Below are 15970 nucleotides of genomic sequence, written 5' to 3'. Positions count from 1 at the left end.
ATGTCGAGTCGCTGAACAAATTAGTTCCGTTAGAACGATTAATGGCAAGACTTCAATGGATAACGTTTCGGTAAACGCAAGCGACATTCCCGTACAGCCCACTCAAACCGCTACGGGCGCCGGCCCGCACCTCGGGCGGAGGTGCGGGCCGGCAGTTGTGTGTCGGCGAGCCAGGCCGACTACCCGGGAGTGAGCCGGAAGTAGTCGAAGGCGGCCGTCTTCGACGCGGTCTGGTTGGCACCGAGAGTGAACAGGCCCACCCTCGGAGTCGCCCCGACCGCGGTGCTCGTCAACGTTTGCAGGGTCGTCCAACTCGTGCCGTCGGCCGAGTACGCGGCGGTGAAGGTGTTTCCGCTGCGCGCCAGCCGCAGGTGCCAGATGCCCTGGGTCAGGCCGGTCGCCTGGGGCTGCGTACTCTGCACCACTCCGCCGACCTCGCTGCGGAACTCGATCCGTCGCGAGACCGTCTGACCGGCCGCGTTGTCCGTCACGTAGTCGAACTTCAGGTAGTTGTCGTCGTCGGCGTACACCAGCAGACCAGCCTGCTGGTACTGCTCGTTGAACAGGCTGCCGTCGACCCGGGTCTGCATGGTCCAGTTCCCGGCCGGGCTGTTCTGGAGGATGAAGTTCGTCGGCCCGGTGTTGCCGGTGCCGTAGATGTCACCGTTCGGCACGTCGATGCGCAACGCGCCGTCGGTCACCCGGTACCGGGTCGAGTCCTCCCGTACGACGGCGTTCCACCGGCACTTCTCCAGGCCGGTGCCGGTGAACTCGTCCGACGGCGTGACGACGCCCGTGGTGACCTCCGGGGTGATCCGGATCCAGTCGAACTGGGCGTTCACCACCGGCGCGGTGGTGCCGCCGTTGAGGGCGAAGAGACCGATCCGGGGGTTGCTGATCCCGGCCAGCGCGGCGGACCGACCGACCGCGGTGAAGGTCTGCCCGTCCGTCGAGTAGGCGGCGGTCAGGTTCGTCCCGTCGCTGGTCAGTCGCAGATGGATGGTGTCACCGGTGGGCGCCGCGGTGGAGTCCGTGCTCTCGTTGCGCGGGGTACCGGCGGTTTCCCGGAGGAACTCGACCTTCCGGTTGCCACCGTAGACCAGGTCCAGCTTGGCGTAGTTGTCGTCGTCGCCGTAGAGCAGCAGACCGGCCTGCTGGTAGTCGGCCCGGGCCGCCACGGTGACCCGGGTGGTCGCCTGCCAGGCACCGCTGGGTGCGGGCTGGAGCACCAGGTTGGTGGCGTCGTTGCGGGTGCCGTACAGGTCACCCGCCGCGGTGGGCAGCCGCAGTGAACCGTCGGCGAGGGAGTACGACTCCGTCCCGCGCACCACGCTTGTCCATCGCTGACGATCCAGCGAGCTACCGGTGAACTCGTCGGACCGCTGTGGTCCCGGCTCGGCCTGGCAGGGGTTGCCCGCCCCGTCGACCCGGACCGGCACGCTGGCCTGCCCTCGCGCACCCCGGCTGTCGGTGACCGTCAGGATGGCGGTGTAGCTGCCCGGCGTGGTGTAGGTGTGGGTGGCGTTGAGCGTGTTCGCGGTCGCACCGTCACCGAAGTCCCAGGCGTACGTCAGGGGGGTGTCCCCGTCCGGGTCGGTGGCCGTACCGGTGAAGGTCACCGCCAACGGCCCGGTCCCGCTGGTCGGGGTGGCCGAGGCGGTGACCGTCGGCGGGGCGTTGCCGCTCACCCCGGGTCCGACGAAGTCCATCCAGTTGACGTTGAACAGGGTGCCGGAGCCGCCGTTCGGATCCCGGGCGACGAAGTACAACGCGCCCTCCGCCGCGGCGCCGTTGGGTATCTGCGCGGTGACGTCGGTGTACGTCTGCCACCCTCCGGTGCCGGTCACGGCGGCGGTGGTGATCAGCGGTCCGTTCGCGGCTCCGGCGCGCACCTCGATCCGACCACCGGAGGTGGCCGAGGCGACCCGGAACCGGATCGAGGTGAGGCCGGTCAGGCTGGCCGGACTGACCGACCACCAGTCGCCGTCCTCGATGAATCCGATGTTCTGGCCACCGCCGGCGGTGTCACCGGTGGTCTCCCGCTCCACCCCGGCGGTGCCGCCGCCGGTGGCACCCGCCACCCGTCCGGTGGCGGAGTAGTACTCGGCCTCCTTACGTTTCGGCTGAAGGACCACGAGCGCCCGGCCGGTCTGCGGCTCGGCCCCGTCGGCCCCGCCCTGGTCGGTGTAGGTCGCCTCCAGAACGGTGAAGACGTTCGCCTCCGCCCCGTGGCCGTCGGCGAGCTGGGTCTGCACCGTGCCGGTGCAGCCGGTGTGCCGCTCCAGCGGGTGAGCGTGCTCGTCGTGGCCGAGCAGGACCTGGAGTTCGACCTCGTCGCAGTCGATCGTCCCGTCCTCCGGGTCGGTGACCTTGACGGTGTAGGCGACCTGGTCACCCCAGGCGAAGAAGCCACCGTCCGGGGGGAATTCGATGGTCACGGTCGGTGCCGTGTTGCCGACGGTGATCGGCACGTTGGCCACCGCGCTGCGCCCGGCCGGGTTGGTCACCCGCAGTTGCGCGGTGTAGCTGCCGGACTGGGTGTAGGTGTGGGTCGGGTTGGCCTGGGTGGAGGTGCCGCCGTCGCCGAACGTCCAGGCGTAGGTGAGTGCTCCACCGTCGGGGTCGCGTGAGCCGGCGCTGGAGAAGGTGACGGCCAGCGGTGGCGCTCCGGAGGTGGGGTTCGCCGAGGCGACCGCGATCGGGGCGCGGGCACCGGCGGTGTAGTCGATGCGGTAGACGCCGGAGTTGTCGTTGTTGCCGCCGAAGCCGCTGCCCCACTCGATCAGGTACAGCGCGCCGTCCGGGCCGAACTCGAAGTCCATCGGCCGGACGAAGGTCATCTGGTCGAGGATCCGGTTGATGTCGACGAGGGACTTACCGTCCCGGGTGACCTGCATGGTGTACATCCGCGACTGGTTCCACTCGCCGAACATGGCCTTGCCGTCGAAGTACGCCGGCCACTGGCGGCGCGACGAGATGGTCGGGTCGAACCGGTAGACCGGGCCGGCCATCGGTGCTCCGCCGCCGCCGATCTCCGGGAAACGGCTGTTGCCGCCGTAGCCGTAGTCGACCGTGGCCGGGATGGCCGCCGGCAGGTTGGTCAGACCTGTGTTGTTGGGGGAGTTGTTCACCGGTGCGGAGCAGTTGAACTTCGCCCCGCTCGGACCGGACGGGAACTGGTAGTCGTTGTACGCCTGGTTGTTGCCGTGGCAGTACGGCCAGCCGAAGTTGCCGGGCCGGTCGACGATGTTCCACTCCACCAGGCCCTCCGGGCCCCGGTTCGCGTTCGTGGTGGTGGCGTCCGGGCCGTAGTCGGCGACGTAGAGCACGTTGGTTACCGGGTCGATGCCGATCCGGAACGGGTTGCGCAGGCCCATCGCGTAGATCTCCGGCCTGGTCCGCGCGGTGCCCGGCGCGAAGAGGTTGCCGGCCGGAATGGTGTACGTGCCGTCGGCCTGCGGCCGGATCCGGAGCACCTTGCCGCGCAGGTCGTTGGTGTTGCCGGCGGTGCGCTGCGAGTCGTAGTCCGCCCGGCCGGAGCGCTCGTCCAACGGGCTGTAGCCACCGGACTCGAAGGGGTTGGTGTTGTCCCCGGTGGCCAGGTACAGGTTGCCGGCCGAGTCGAAGGTCATCGTCCCGCCCATGTGGCAGCAGGTGTTGCGCTGCGTGGGCACCTCCAGCACGACCCGCTCGCTGGACGGGTTGATCGTGTCACCGGTGACGGTGAACCGGGACAGGTTGTTGCGGGAACCGCCCGCGCTGGGGGCGTAGTAGAGCCAGACCCAGCCGTTGCTGGCGAAGTTGGGGTCGAGGCGGATGCCCAGCAGGCCGTCCTCGTTGCCGGCGAAGACGCTCAGCCGCAGCGCGGTGACGGTCTGGCCGGTGTCCGGCTTGATGATCTGCACGCGACCGTCGCGCTCGATGTAGAACACCCGGCCGTCGGGTGCGATGTCCAACTCCATCGGGTTGCTGGTGTTGCTGTCCAGCGTCACCTTCTCGAAGCTGGCGGCCCGGCCGGCGCCGCAGTCGGCGTGCACCACCCCGGCCGCGGTCTGGATGCCACCGAGCAGGTGTTGCCGGAACTCGGCGTTGGTGAAGGACTCCTGGGTGTGCCCGCCACCGGTGTACCAGGACCGCCCACCGTCGAAGTTCTGGCACCAGGCGATCGGGTGGTCCTGCCCCATCGCCCCGCTGCCCGGGCTGTAGCTGCGCTCGTCGAGCGAGGCCAGCACCTGCACCTGACGGGTGCGGGGGTTGGTGCGGAAGTTGTACCACTCGTCGAACCGGGACCACCGCTCCGGCAGGTGCCGGGTCGACTCGTGGGTGGTGTCCTCGACCTTCACCGTGGCCGTCTGGTTGGCCGGGTGACTGTTGAAGTAGGCACCGACCAGTTGGCCGTACCAGGCCCAGTCGTACTCGGTGTCGGACGCGGCGTGCACGCCGACGTAGCCGCCACCGGCGCGGATGTAGCGCTCGAAGGCCGCCTGCTGGCTGGCGTTGAGCACGTCGCCGGTGGTGGACAACCAGATGACCGCCTTGAACCTGGCGAGGTTGGTGTCGGTGAAGGCGGCGCTGTCCTCGGTGGTGGTGACGGTGAACCCGTTCGCCGTGCCGAGTTGCTGGATCGCGGTGATGCCGGCCGGAATCGAGTCGTGCCGGAATCCGGCGGTCTTTGAAAAGACCAGGACGGAGTACGGCTCCGCCTCCGCCGCGGCTACCGGCGCGGCAGCCTGGGCGGCGGCCGGGCCGGTGATCGGGGCCGGTGCGGCGGCCAGGATGAGTACGAAGGCGAGTAGCGCCACGGTCACTGCGGCGAGCGGAGCTCGCCGCCGACTGGGTCGGGGCACGAGGATCTCCTCTGTCCGTGGGACGGTTCGGAGTGGACGGCGGTGGTCACTCCCGTCGGTCCGACCGCCCATACCTGACGAGCGAGGTCTGGGTGCCGACTCAGCCGATCCGATCACTCAATTTGCCGTAGTGAATCTAGTTTCGAGCAAGGTGGAGCCTTGTAACGTTTTGGTAACGGGGTCATTTTCTATTGGTGTGAGTCGCTGTATATCGGGGCCTTCTTCCGGCCGCGGTGCTGCCGCGAGTCCGTTCCGTAGGCCGTGGCGAGTCGGCATGACCGGGTGGCCCGCGCCGCCGCCGGCGGCGCGGGACGGGCTTGGCGGAGCCGGCGAAACGACGTACGGTGACACCCAACGAACCCACGGGAGCCCGGTGTACCGGGCTGAGAGGGGGGCTGTGAGCCCCCGACCGTCGAACCTGATCCGGGTAATGCCGGCGCAGGGAGGAGTGTTGCCGTGCCGTCCCTGGGACGACTGCATCTGATCACCGACACCCGACCCGGGCGGGATCCGCTCGCCGTGCTCCGCGCCGTGCTCCCGGTGGCCCACACCGAGCTGGTGGTGCAGGTCCGGGTCGAGGACACCGCGACCGACCGGCAGGCGTACGAGCTGACCCGACAGGTGCTTGCCCTCTGCGCCCCGTACCAGGTGCCCTGCCTGGTCAACGACCGGCTGCACGTGGCACTGGCGACCGACGCCGCCGGTGGTCACGTCGGCGCCGACGATCTGCCCGTGGCGGCGGCCCGGAAGGTGCTCGGCCCGGCCGCCGTGCTCGGTGCCACCGCCCGGGAACCGGCGAGCGCGCTCGCGGCGGTCACCGCCGGAGCCAGCTATCTGGGCGTGGGCCCGTGCCGCGTCACCGCCACCAAGGACGGGCTGCCGCCGCCGATCGGCGTGACCGGTGTCCGGGCGGTGGTCGAGGCGGTCGACGTGCCGGTGATCGCCATCGGCGGGGTGACGGCGGCGGACGTGCCCGAGTTGCGGGCCACCGGCGCGTACGGGGTGGCGGTGGTCGGTGCGCTCTCCGGAGCCACCGATCCCGTCCGTGCCGCCGCCGAGCTGGTTCGGGCGCTGACGTGTTGACCGGGCGCCCCGCCACCACCGGTCCGGTGCCCCGGCGCCGGCCCGATGTGGCCGTCGTGGGCGGCGGGCCGATCGGGTGGGCGGTCGCCTGGCGGTGCGCGGTGCGCGGGTTGCGGGTGGTCGTGCACGATCCGGCGCCCGGGTCGGGTGCCTCCCACGTGGCCGCCGGGATGCTGGCGCCGGTCGCCGAGGCGTACTTCGGCGAGCGGGAACTGACCGGTCTGCTCACCGAGTCGGCCGGGCGTTGGCCGGGGTTCGCCGCCGAACTGACCGAGGCGACCGGCACCGACATCGGCTACCGCACCGAGGGCACCCTGATGGTCGGGCTGACCGCCGACGACCTCGCCGAGGCACGTCGGCTCTGGGCGTACCAGCAGGGGCTGGGGTTGCCGGTGACCCCGCTGCGCCCGTCCCAGCTACGCGAGCGCGAGCCGGCGCTGGCGCCCCGGGTGCGCGGCGGCGCGCTCGCCGCCACCGACCACCAGGTCGACCCGCGCCGGCTGGTGCCGGCGCTGCGGCTGGCGGCGGAGCGGGCGGGCGCGGTGCTGGTCGCCGAGCCGGTGCGGCGGCTGTCCGACGTCACCGCCGGCGTGACGGTGGTCGCCGCCGGCTGCGGCGTCGCGGCCCTGACCGGCCTGCCGGTCCGTCCGGTGAAGGGACAGGTGCTGCGGTTGCGTGCGCCGGACGGCGGGCCGCCGGGCTTCCGGCACGTGATCCGGGGGTACGCCGACGGCGAGCACGTCTACCTGGTGCCGCGGGACAGCGGCGAGGTGGTCGTCGGCGCGACCGTCGAGGAGCGCTCCGACCTGGACGTCTGCGCCGGAGCGGTGCTGCGGCTGCTGCGGGCCGCCGTCGACCTGCTGCCCGAGATCGCCGAGTACGACCTGGTGGAGACGCTGGCGGGGCTGCGCCCCGGCACGCCGGACAACGCCCCGATCCTGGGGCCGTTGCCGGGTCACCCGGACGTGCTGGTGGCCGCCGGTCACCACCGGCACGGAATCGTGCTCACCCCGGTCACCGCGGACCTGATCACCGAGCTGATCACCGGCGACGGCAGCCCGCACACCCTGCTCGCGCCCTTCCGACCGGACCGGTTCGCCGACGCGTCGGGCGTCGTGGGCTCGGCGAGCACCTTTTCGCATCCGACGGAGGACGACTCGTGAAACTGACGGTGAACGGTGCCGGCCGCAGTCTGCCGGACGGGTTGACGGTGGCCGACCTGGTCCGCGACGTCACCGGCCAGCAGCGCGGCGTGGCGGTGGCGGTCAACGGTGAGGTGGTGCCGCGTACCGGCTGGCCGGCGACGGTGCTGCGCGGCGGTGACCGGGTCGAGGTGCTCAGCGCCGCCCAGGGCGGGTGAGCCGGATGGACGACGAGTCGACCGGCTTCGAGCTGGGCGGGGTGCGGTTCACCTCCCGGCTGATCCTCGGTACCGGCGGGGCGGCCAACCTGCACGTGCTGGAGCAGGCGATCCGGGCGTCCGGCACCGAGCTGGTCACCCTGGCGTTGCGTCGGGTGGAGACGGTGCCCGGCGGTTCCGGCGGTCTGCTGGACCTGCTCGACCGGTGCGGCGTCCGCCTGCTGCCCAACACGGCCGGCTGCTACACGGCGGGCGAGGCGGTGAAGGTGGCCCGGCTGGCCCGGGACGCGTTCGAGACCGACTGGGTCAAGCTGGAGGTGATCGGCGACGAGCGGACGCTGCTGCCCGACGGGGTGGAACTGCTGCGCGCCGCCGAGGAACTGGTCGACGACGGGTTCACCGTGCTGCCGTACACCTCCGACGACCCGGTGCTGGCGCGGCGGCTGGCCGACGTCGGTTGCGCGGCGGTGATGCCGGCCGGTGCGCCGATCGGATCCGGCCTGGGGATCAACAATCCGCACCACATCCGGCTCATCCGGCAGGACGTCAACGTGCCGGTCATCCTGGACGCGGGCATCGGCACCGCCTCCGACGCGGCGCTGGCCATGGAGCTGGGCTGCGACGCGGTGCTGCTGGCCAGCGCGGTGACCCGGGCCGCCGACCCGGTGGCGATGGCCACCGCGATGCGGTACGCGATCGCCGCCGGCCACCTCGCCCACGGCGCCGGCCGCATCCCCCACCGCTTCCACGCCCTCCCCTCCACCCCCGACGAAGGCCGCCCCGACCTGTGACCGCGCGGACTGATCTCGTCGATCTTGGCCGGGGAGCGCCCCGCCAGGGGCCGGTTGGTACCAAGATCCAAGTGCCCTCGGGGGTCGTGCTGCTGACGGATCGGCGGGTGGCGCGGGGAGGGCTCGTCCCGGTGGTGGCGGCGGCCGTGGCCGGGGGAGTGCGGTGGGTGGTGCTGCGGGAGAAGGATCTGCCGCGCGTCGAACGCCTCGTCCTCGCCGCCGAGCTGCGATCGATCCTCACCGAGGCGGGCGGAACCCTTGTCGTCGGCGGCCCCGACCCGCTGCTGGACGGCGATCCGGGCCGCACTCCGATCGCCCTCCACCTGCCGGCGGTCGGCCCCTACCCACCGCCCCCCGCCGACCTGGTCGGCCGCTCCTGTCACGACGTCGCGGAGCTGCGTCGACTCACCACGGAGGACTACGTCACCCTCTCGCCGGTCTTTCCCACCCGGACCAAGCCGGGCTACGGACCGCCCCTGCTTCCCGCAGGGCTGGCCGAGCTGATCCGGCGGAGCCCGGTGCCGGCGCTGGCCCTCGGCGGCATCGAGACCCCCGCCCAGGTACGTGCCTGCGTCCAGGCCGGCGCCTCCGGCGTAGCCGTCCTCGGCACCATCATGCGCGCCCAGGACCCACAACAGACCGCCGCCACCCTCACCGCCGCTTTCCACGACGTCACCGCCCCGACTCCCAAGCCGCCGACCCGGCACGTGCCGGCGGGGAATGGCCACGACGGGGCGGCGGCCGACCGTGCCCACGCAGGGATCAAGCCTGACCGCCCGGAGTGGGCACGGTCGGCCGCAGCCCTCAACCGCAACCCCAGAGCAACAACCCCCGACCAGAAGGAACTGCCGTGACCCCCACCACCGTGCTGACCGTCGCCGGTTCCGACTCCGGTGGCGGCGCCGGCATCCAGGCCGACCTGAAGGTCTTCGCCGCGCTCGGCGCGTACGGCACGAGTGTGCTGACGGCGGTCACCGCGCAGAACACCCGGGGCGTGGACGCGGTGCTGCCGCTGCCCCCGCACCTGGTCACCGACCAGCTCGACAGTGTGCTGTCGGACTTCGCGGTGCGGGCGGTCAAGACGGGGATGCTGGGCACCCCGGCCGTGGCGGCCGCCATCGCCGATGCGGCGGCGGCCGGCCGGCTGCCGCAGCTGGTCGTCGACCCGGTCCTGGTGGCCACCAGCGGTCACCGGCTCGGCGTGGTGGAGGCGGTGGAGCGGTTGCTGCCGTACGCCCGGGTGGCCACACCGAACAGCGCGGAGGCCGCCGCGCTCACCGGGACGGCGGTGACCGACGTGGCGGAGATGACCGCGGCGGCGCGGGCCCTGGCTGCCGGTGGACCGGAATGGGTGATCGTCACCGGCGGCGACGTGGACGCCGGTGCGGAGGCGGTGGACGTGCTGCACGGCCCGGAGGGGACGACGGTGCTGCGTGCCCCGCGTGTGCCGACCCGGCACACCCACGGCACCGGTTGCTCGTTCTCGGCGGCCGTGACGGTGCGGCTGGCGCTGGGCGACCCGGTGCCGGCGGCGGTCGAGGCCGCCAAGGAGTACGTGACCCGGGCGCTGACCGGCGCGCGGGACTGGGAGCTGGGCGCGGGCCGTGGGCCGATGGACCACTTCGGCTGGTCCGCCTGAACAGGGAGGCTGTCATGCAGACACGTCGCAAGGTGTACGTCGAGGGATCACGGCCGGACATCCGGGTGCCGTTCGCGGAGGTGGAGCTGACCGGGGACAACCCACCGGTACGGCTCTACGACACCTCGGGTCCGGGCTCTGATCCGGAGGTCGGACTGGCGCCGTTGCGGGGACCGTGGATCGCCGAGCGGGCCGACGTGGCGCCGGTACGCGGCGGCGGAACCCCACTGGCCGGCTCGGACGGCAAACGGCCCACGCAGCTCGCGTACGCCCGCGCCGGTGTCGTCACGCCGGAGATGGAGTTCGTGGCGATCCGGGAGGGGATGGCGCCGGAGTTCGTCCGGGACGAGATCGCGGCCGGCCGGGCCGTGCTGCCGCTGAACATCAACCATCCGGAATGCGAGCCGGCGATCATCGGCAAGGCGTTCCTGGTCAAGGTCAACGCGAACATCGGCACCTCGGCGGTGACCTCGTCGGTGGCCGAGGAGGTGGAGAAGCTCACCTGGGCCACCCGATGGGGCGCGGACACCGTGATGGACCTGTCCACCGGCAAGCGGATCCACGAGACCCGCGAGGCGATCGTGCGCAACTCCCCGGTGCCGATCGGGACGGTGCCGATCTACCAGGCGCTGGAGAAGGTCGGCGGTGATCCGGTGAAGCTGAGCTGGGAGGTGTTCCGGGACACCGTGATCGAGCAGGCCGAGCAGGGTGTGGACTACATGACGGTGCACGCCGGGGTGCTGCTGCCGTACGTCCCGCTGGCGGTGGACCGGGTCACCGGCATCGTGTCGCGGGGCGGTTCGATCATGGCGGCCTGGTGCCTGGCGCATCACGAGGAGAACTTCCTCTACACCAACTTCCGGGAGCTGTGCGAGATCCTGGCCCGCTACGACGTGACTTTCTCCCTCGGTGACGGTCTGCGGCCCGGCTCGATCGCGGACGCCAACGACGAGGCACAGTTCGCGGAGCTGCGTACCCTCGGCGAGCTGACGAAGGTCGCCTGGGAGCACGACGTGCAGGTGATGATCGAGGGGCCCGGGCACGTGCCGATGCACAAGATCAAGGAAAACGTCGACCTTCAGCAGGAGTGGTGCCACCAGGCGCCGTTCTACACGCTCGGTCCGCTGACCACCGACATCGCGCCCGCGTACGACCACATCACCTCGGCCATCGGAGCCGCGATGATCGGCATGTTCGGCACCGCGATGCTGTGTTACGTCACGCCCAAGGAGCACCTCGGACTGCCCGACCGGGACGACGTGAAGGCCGGGGTGATCGCGTACAAGATCGCGGCGCACGCGGCCGACCTGGCGAAGGGACATCCGGGTGCGCAGGCCTGGGACGACGCGCTGTCGAAGGCGCGGTTCGAGTTCCGCTGGGAGGACCAGTTCAACCTCTCGCTGGACCCGGAGACCGCGCGGTCGTACCACGACGCGACGCTGCCCGCCGAGCCGGCGAAGACGGCGCACTTCTGCTCGATGTGCGGGCCGAAGTTCTGCTCCATGAAGATCACGCAGGACCTGAAGGAGTACGCCGCCCGCGGCATGCAGGACAAGTCCGACGAGTTCGTCGCCTCCGGCGGACGGGTCTACCTGCCGCTGGCCTGACCGGTCGGGATGGGTGAGACCTGAGTGCCTCATGTCCGGGTGACGTGATCACGTCACCTGGACACGAGGCGCCGCACTCCTACCGTCCCCGGCAGTCACCGACGGTGAAGTCCGGACGCGGTGGATGGTGGCCGACGGGTGCGCGGGCGAGGGTCTCAGCGTCGGTGGTGCCGACCCGTCGACCGCAGGGAGCGGCGTGGTCCCTTCTGCGGAGTCGCCTCGTCGTCATCGAGCGGTCGGCTGAGCCCGGCTACCCAGTCGACGTACTCCTCGTCCTGAGCCGGCAGCGGTTCGTCCTGCTCGGTCGCGGCATGCTCCCCGGACCGGGACCTGCCACGCCGGAACAGTCCACGCCGGCCCTTCTCCGCTTCGGCGTCCGGTTGGACGTCCTCGGCCCGGACGGCGGGCGGCTTCGTGAAGGCGGCCGTGAGGTCACGGGCGGTGGCCGCCGGCTCGATGGAGACCTCCGGGGTGTCGGGGAGCGCCGCCGAGCTGCCCGGAGTCGACGGCGTCTCGGGCCCGGTCGTGGCCCGGGTGAGATCGGGCAACACGAACCGCTGCCGAGATCGTGGCAGCGCCTCGGGTGACACCTCCGCCGCCGACTGGCCTCCGGCATCATGCGCTGGCGCTGGCGCTGGCGCTGGCGCTGGCGCTGGCGCTGGCGCTGGCGCTGGCGCTGGCTCGGCGGTCGGCGCGGCCTGCGCCGTCGCGGGCGTCGGGTCCACCGACGGGGCCGGTGCCCGGGGCGTGGGGGTGCGGGGCGTCGGGGTTCTGCCGCTGGAAGCGACCGGCGACTCGGCCTCCACCGCGCTGGGTGCCGCCTGGGGAAGGTCGCTGCCGTCGCCCACCGGCGCCGGCTCTGTCGACGCACCGGGCTGCCCGTCGCTCCCCGCCACCGCCTGTCCGTCGAATACCGACCCGGCGGTCTCACGCGCCGGCTCGCCGCTCTGTGTTGGCTCGTCGCTCTGTGCTGGCTCGCGGCTCTGTGCTGGCTCACCGGCTTCGGTTCGCCGCGCGGCTCCGCCTGCTCGCTTGGCAGCGTCGGTTCGGCTTGCGGTGTCGCCGGCATGCGCGACACCGGCATCAGCAGGGCTGGTGTGGTCGGTGCGGTTGTCGCCGCGTGCGCTGTCGGCGGAGGGCCCGCCGTCGGGCGGCTGCCCGCCGTTGCCGGTCGCCGGTGCGGATGTCGTCGGTGCGGTGCCGGCGGTGGCCGGGCGGCGTCCAACCGCACCACCGGCGGTCGGTGTGGTCGTGACGGCGGACGGCTCGGTGTGCGCGATCGGCCAGTGCCAGTGCGGCGGTGACCCGTCCGACGTGACGTCGCCCCGGGGCCGCCGTCGGAGCGGGTTCCGCCGGTGGGCCGGTCGGCCTCGGGGTCGCCGTCGACCACCACGACCGGGCGTGCCGGGCCGGCCGCCGGGTCCGCGGGTGCGCCGGCCGACCCGGGCAGCGCGGGGGTCGTCGGCAGCGGTTGCAGGATGGCGGTCGGTTCGATGGCGGTCCCACCGGGGTGCGGCGGCCCGATGGGCGAGTCGGCCGGTGGCCGGCCAGGGCAGCAGGGCTGCCGCGGCGGAGCCGAGCGCGCCGACCACCACCGCGATCAGCGCGGCGTAGTAAGGGGTCAACTGGTACCGATCGCTCGTGTCACCCGGTCCGGCGGCCAGGTAGGCGAACGCCACCAGCACCGGTCCGGCGACCCCACTGGGCCCGCTGACCAGTGGGGGATGGCCGCGCCAACGGGCCACCGTCGCGGTCACCGCGCCGGCCAGCAGGGTCACCAGTGGAAGGATCAGCAGCGCCAGTTGCTGTGCGGTGCCGGCGGCGAGCCAGGCCGGCTCCAGCACGCCGAGGCGTACCGGGGTCAGTGGTCCGTTCGCCCCCAACGACGGGATCACGGACAGTAACGCGAGGAACCAGACCGCCGCGGCCACCGCTGCCATGTTCCAGGCGAACGGAGGCCGGACCAGGACGGCCAGCGCGGCACCGGCGCCGACCACCGCGCCGAGGCCGGCGCAGATGGCCACGGCCCATACCGGGTCGACCGAGACGAGTTCCGCGCTGCGGGCCGGCTGCATGCACAGCGGCGCCACGACCGTGGCACCCAGGGCGGCGCTGCCCGCGACGGCCAGTTGCCGGGGGGTGCCCGTGAGCTGCCCACCATGGCGGGCCAGCCGCTCGGTGAGCACGGCGCCGATCACGGCGGCGTTCGTGGCGAACCAGCCGGCCCAGACGAGCTGGGCGGGCCACTGGTTGATGCTCGCGCCGGTGAAGCTTCCGGTGAGCCGGACGATGCCGAAGCCGAAGGCGAGGCCGAGCTGACCGGCGCCGGCAAGCAGGCTGACGCCGAACGCGGTGAACAGTAGTCGGCTCGATGTCCGATGGGCCATGACCGGCACGTTACGGTCCGTCGCCACCGATCGCCACCGGCACGCCGTGGACGGACGTACGACCTGCTCGCGGCGGGTCTACTTGAGCTCGACCAGCCGGGCCAGGTATGTCGTGTCGCCGACGTTGGTGAGCATGTGCACCGCCCCCGGATCGCGATAGACCACCCCGCCGGTCGGCTCGTCGGCGTCGATCTTGACACCGTCGACCGTCTGCACGACGTTCTTCGCGCCCTGAACGGCCACCACCAGGTAGGGGAGGTCGTGCCGGTGCAGCGGCTGGCGCTCACCGGGCTCCAGCCGGATGTGCCAGACCCGTACCCGGTCGTTTTCGAAGACGACTTCCTGTCCGACCGGGCCGAGCACGGCTTCGAAGTCGGGCGTGGAAACGTCGGCTGTCGGCTCGGTCATCGGGTTCCGTCCATGTGGGGGAGCACCTCGGCGGCGATCAGCTCCAGGTGGTCCAGGTCGGTGAGGTCGATCAGGCGTAGATGCACCCGGGTGGTGCCGATCGCGGCGAACTCGCCGATCCGGTCGACCAGCTGCTGCGGTGAGCCGACCACCGGATCCTCCGGCGGTAGGGCGCTCTTGACGTGCAGCGGCGCCGCTCGCCGTCGGGCCTCGCTGTCGGTACGCCCGATCGCCACCACGATGCCGGCGGAGAGCGTCAGCGGCCGGCGCCCGCTGCCGGCGCGGTCGACCCGCTCACTCGCCTCCTGAACCCGCTCGTACGCCTCACGGGCCTGTTCGACGCTGGTGAAGGGGACGTTGAACTCGTCGGCGTAGCGGGCGGCGAGCTCCGGGGTGCGCTTGGGACCGCGCCCCCCGACGATCACCGGCGGGCCCGGGGTCTGCACCGGCTTGGGCAGGGCCGGCGAATCGGTGAGCCGGTAGTGGTCCCCGACGTAGCTGAACGTTCCACCGGACGGGGTGCGCCACAGCCCGGTGATCACTTCGAGCTGTTCGGCGAGCCGGTCGAATCGTTCGCTGGTGCCGGGGAACGGGATGCCGTACGAGATGTGCTCGCGGGCGTACCAGCCGGCGCCGATGCCCAGCTCGACCCGACCGCCGCTCATCTGGTCGACCTGAGCCACCATCACCGCGAGTGGACCGGGCAGCCGGAACGTCGCCGAGGTGACCAGGGTGCCCAGCCGGATCCGGTTGGTTTCCCGGGCGAGCGCCGCCAGGGTCAGCCAGGCGTCGGTCGGACCGGGTAGGGCCGGTTCGTCGCCCATGGCCTGGTAGTGGTCGGCTCGGAGGAAGGCGTCGAAGCCACCCTGCTCGGCGAGCCGGGCGAAGCGGAGCTGGTCGTCGTAGGTGGCGCCCCGGTGCGGTTCCGTGAAGACAGCCACCCGCATGTTCATCGTCCCTCCGTACCGGCTCCCGCCGGCTGTTCGCGTTCCATCAACAGTTCGTGCAGGTCGGCACTGACCCGGGCGACGTCGGCCAGATGGGCGTTGCGGCCCAGGGTGCGCGGGCGCGGGATGGTCACCTCGACGACCTTGCGGACCCGGCCCGGGCGTGGGCTCAGCACCACCACCCGGTCGGCGAGCAGCACCGCCTCGTCGATGGAATGGGTGACGAAGACGACGGTCGCGCCGTTGCGCATGTGCACCCGCTGGAGTTCGCCGGCCAGTTCCTCGCGGGTGAGCGCGTCGAGCGCGGAGAAGGGTTCGTCCATCAGCATCACCCGGGGGTCGCCGATCAGCGACCGGCACAGCGAGACCCGCTGCTGCATGCCACCGGACAACTCGTGCGGCAGCCGCTTCTCGAAGCCGGACAGCCCGGCCACCTCGAGCAGGTCCCGCGCCCGGTCACGGTGGGCGGCCCGCTTCCAGCCGAAGATCTCCACCGGTAGCAGGACGTTGTCCAACACGCTGCGCCACGGCAGCAGGGCTGGCCGCTGGAACAGCATGGCGATGTCCCGGCGCGGCCGGGTGACCGGTTTGCCGGCGACGGTGACCTCCCCGGAGGTGACCGGGATCAGGCCGGAGATCAGCCGCAGCAGAGTGGACTTGCCGCACCCGGAGCGGCCGAGTACCGCGACGAACTCACCCTCGGCGACGTCCAGGTCGATGCCGCGCAACGCCTCGACCTGGCCGGCGCGGCCGTCGAAGGTGCGCGACACCTCGGAGAGTCGGATCATCGCCGACGGGCCTCCCCTGAGTGGAAAGTCAGGAACGGGCAAAGGCTATCGGTCTCGGTCCCGTATCGCACCGTCCGGGGTGGACATCACTTTGTATCCGTTCCGCAACCCGG

11 protein-coding genes, 1 pseudogene and 1 riboswitch are annotated in these 15970 nt (G+C 71.9%); of the genes and pseudogenes, 7 read left to right on the top strand and 5 right to left on the bottom strand.

Features of this window, described 5'->3' with window-relative positions:
• Positions 1-179 precede the first annotated feature (179 nt).
• A complete protein-coding gene (locus tag ENC19_RS15565; protein ID WP_164447871.1) occupies positions 180-4847 on the bottom strand; it encodes a ThuA domain-containing protein in 4668 nt (1555 codons plus the stop codon).
• Positions 4848-5199: 352 nt separating this feature from the next.
• A riboswitch (TPP riboswitch) is annotated at positions 5200-5309 on the top strand.
• Here ENC19_RS15565 and thiE point away from each other — a divergent pair.
• The 7 genes and pseudogenes from thiE to thiC all read left to right on the top strand — a co-directional run bounded on the left by thiE (position 5304) and on the right by thiC (position 11327).
• The gene (gene thiE, locus ENC19_RS15560; RefSeq protein WP_164447870.1) at positions 5304-5930 is read left to right on the top strand and encodes a thiamine phosphate synthase; all 627 of its coding nucleotides are present in this window, start codon (positions 5304-5306) and stop codon (positions 5928-5930) included. Its footprint overlaps the riboswitch before it by 6 nt.
• Positions 5924-7093, top strand: a complete 1170-nt coding sequence (gene thiO, locus ENC19_RS15555) for a glycine oxidase ThiO (protein WP_164447869.1) — start codon at positions 5924-5926, stop codon at positions 7091-7093. The genes thiE and thiO overlap by 7 nt, the downstream gene beginning before the upstream one ends.
• Positions 7090-7290 (top strand): sulfur carrier protein ThiS, encoded by a 201-nt coding sequence (thiS, locus tag ENC19_RS15550; RefSeq protein ID WP_164447868.1) that lies wholly within the window; start codon positions 7090-7092, stop codon positions 7288-7290. Before thiO ends, thiS begins: the two co-directional genes overlap by 4 nt.
• 5 nt (positions 7291-7295) lie before the next feature.
• Positions 7296-8081: a thiazole synthase gene (locus tag ENC19_RS15545; protein WP_164447867.1), complete on the top strand. Its 786-nt coding sequence runs from the start codon at positions 7296-7298 to the stop codon at positions 8079-8081.
• A gap of 65 nt (positions 8082-8146) precedes the next feature.
• Positions 8147-8761 (top strand): annotated as a pseudogene (locus ENC19_RS15540) (thiamine phosphate synthase); the annotation flags it as partial.
• Between the two features lie 170 nt (positions 8762-8931).
• On the top strand, positions 8932-9720 hold the full coding sequence (gene thiD / locus ENC19_RS15535) for a bifunctional hydroxymethylpyrimidine kinase/phosphomethylpyrimidine kinase (protein ID WP_164447866.1): 789 nt from the start codon (positions 8932-8934) through the stop codon (positions 9718-9720).
• Positions 9721-9734: 14 nt separating this feature from the next.
• Positions 9735-11327, top strand: coding sequence for a phosphomethylpyrimidine synthase ThiC (gene thiC / locus ENC19_RS15530; RefSeq protein ID WP_164447865.1), 1593 nt, complete (start codon positions 9735-9737; stop codon positions 11325-11327).
• A gap of 155 nt (positions 11328-11482) precedes the next feature.
• Here thiC and ENC19_RS15525 read toward each other — a convergent pair whose 3' ends face one another.
• From ENC19_RS15525 to ENC19_RS15510, 4 genes are all read right to left on the bottom strand, one after another.
• Positions 11483-13714, bottom strand: coding sequence for an ICP22 family protein (locus tag ENC19_RS15525; RefSeq protein WP_164447419.1), 2232 nt, complete (start codon positions 13712-13714; stop codon positions 11483-11485).
• 78 nt (positions 13715-13792) lie between these two features.
• Complete coding sequence (locus tag ENC19_RS15520; protein ID WP_164447864.1) at positions 13793-14122, bottom strand: cupin domain-containing protein; 330 nt, start codon at positions 14120-14122, stop codon at positions 13793-13795.
• Positions 14119-15069 carry an LLM class F420-dependent oxidoreductase gene (locus ENC19_RS15515; protein WP_164447942.1) on the bottom strand — a complete coding sequence of 317 codons (951 nt, stop codon included), beginning with the start codon at positions 15067-15069 and terminating at the stop codon, positions 14119-14121. Before ENC19_RS15515 ends, ENC19_RS15520 begins: the two co-directional genes overlap by 4 nt.
• Positions 15070-15071: 2 nt before the next feature.
• Positions 15072-15857, bottom strand: coding sequence for an ABC transporter ATP-binding protein (locus tag ENC19_RS15510; protein WP_164447863.1), 786 nt, complete (start codon positions 15855-15857; stop codon positions 15072-15074).
• Positions 15858-15970 lie beyond the last annotated feature (113 nt).

Origin of the sequence: Verrucosispora sioxanthis (assembly GCF_010560025.1) — a bacterium.
Lineage (GTDB): Bacteria > Actinomycetota > Actinomycetes > Mycobacteriales > Micromonosporaceae > Micromonospora > Micromonospora palythoicola.
Note: the sequence above shows the minus strand (reverse complement) of the source record. Positions and strands in the feature narration are given on the sequence as shown.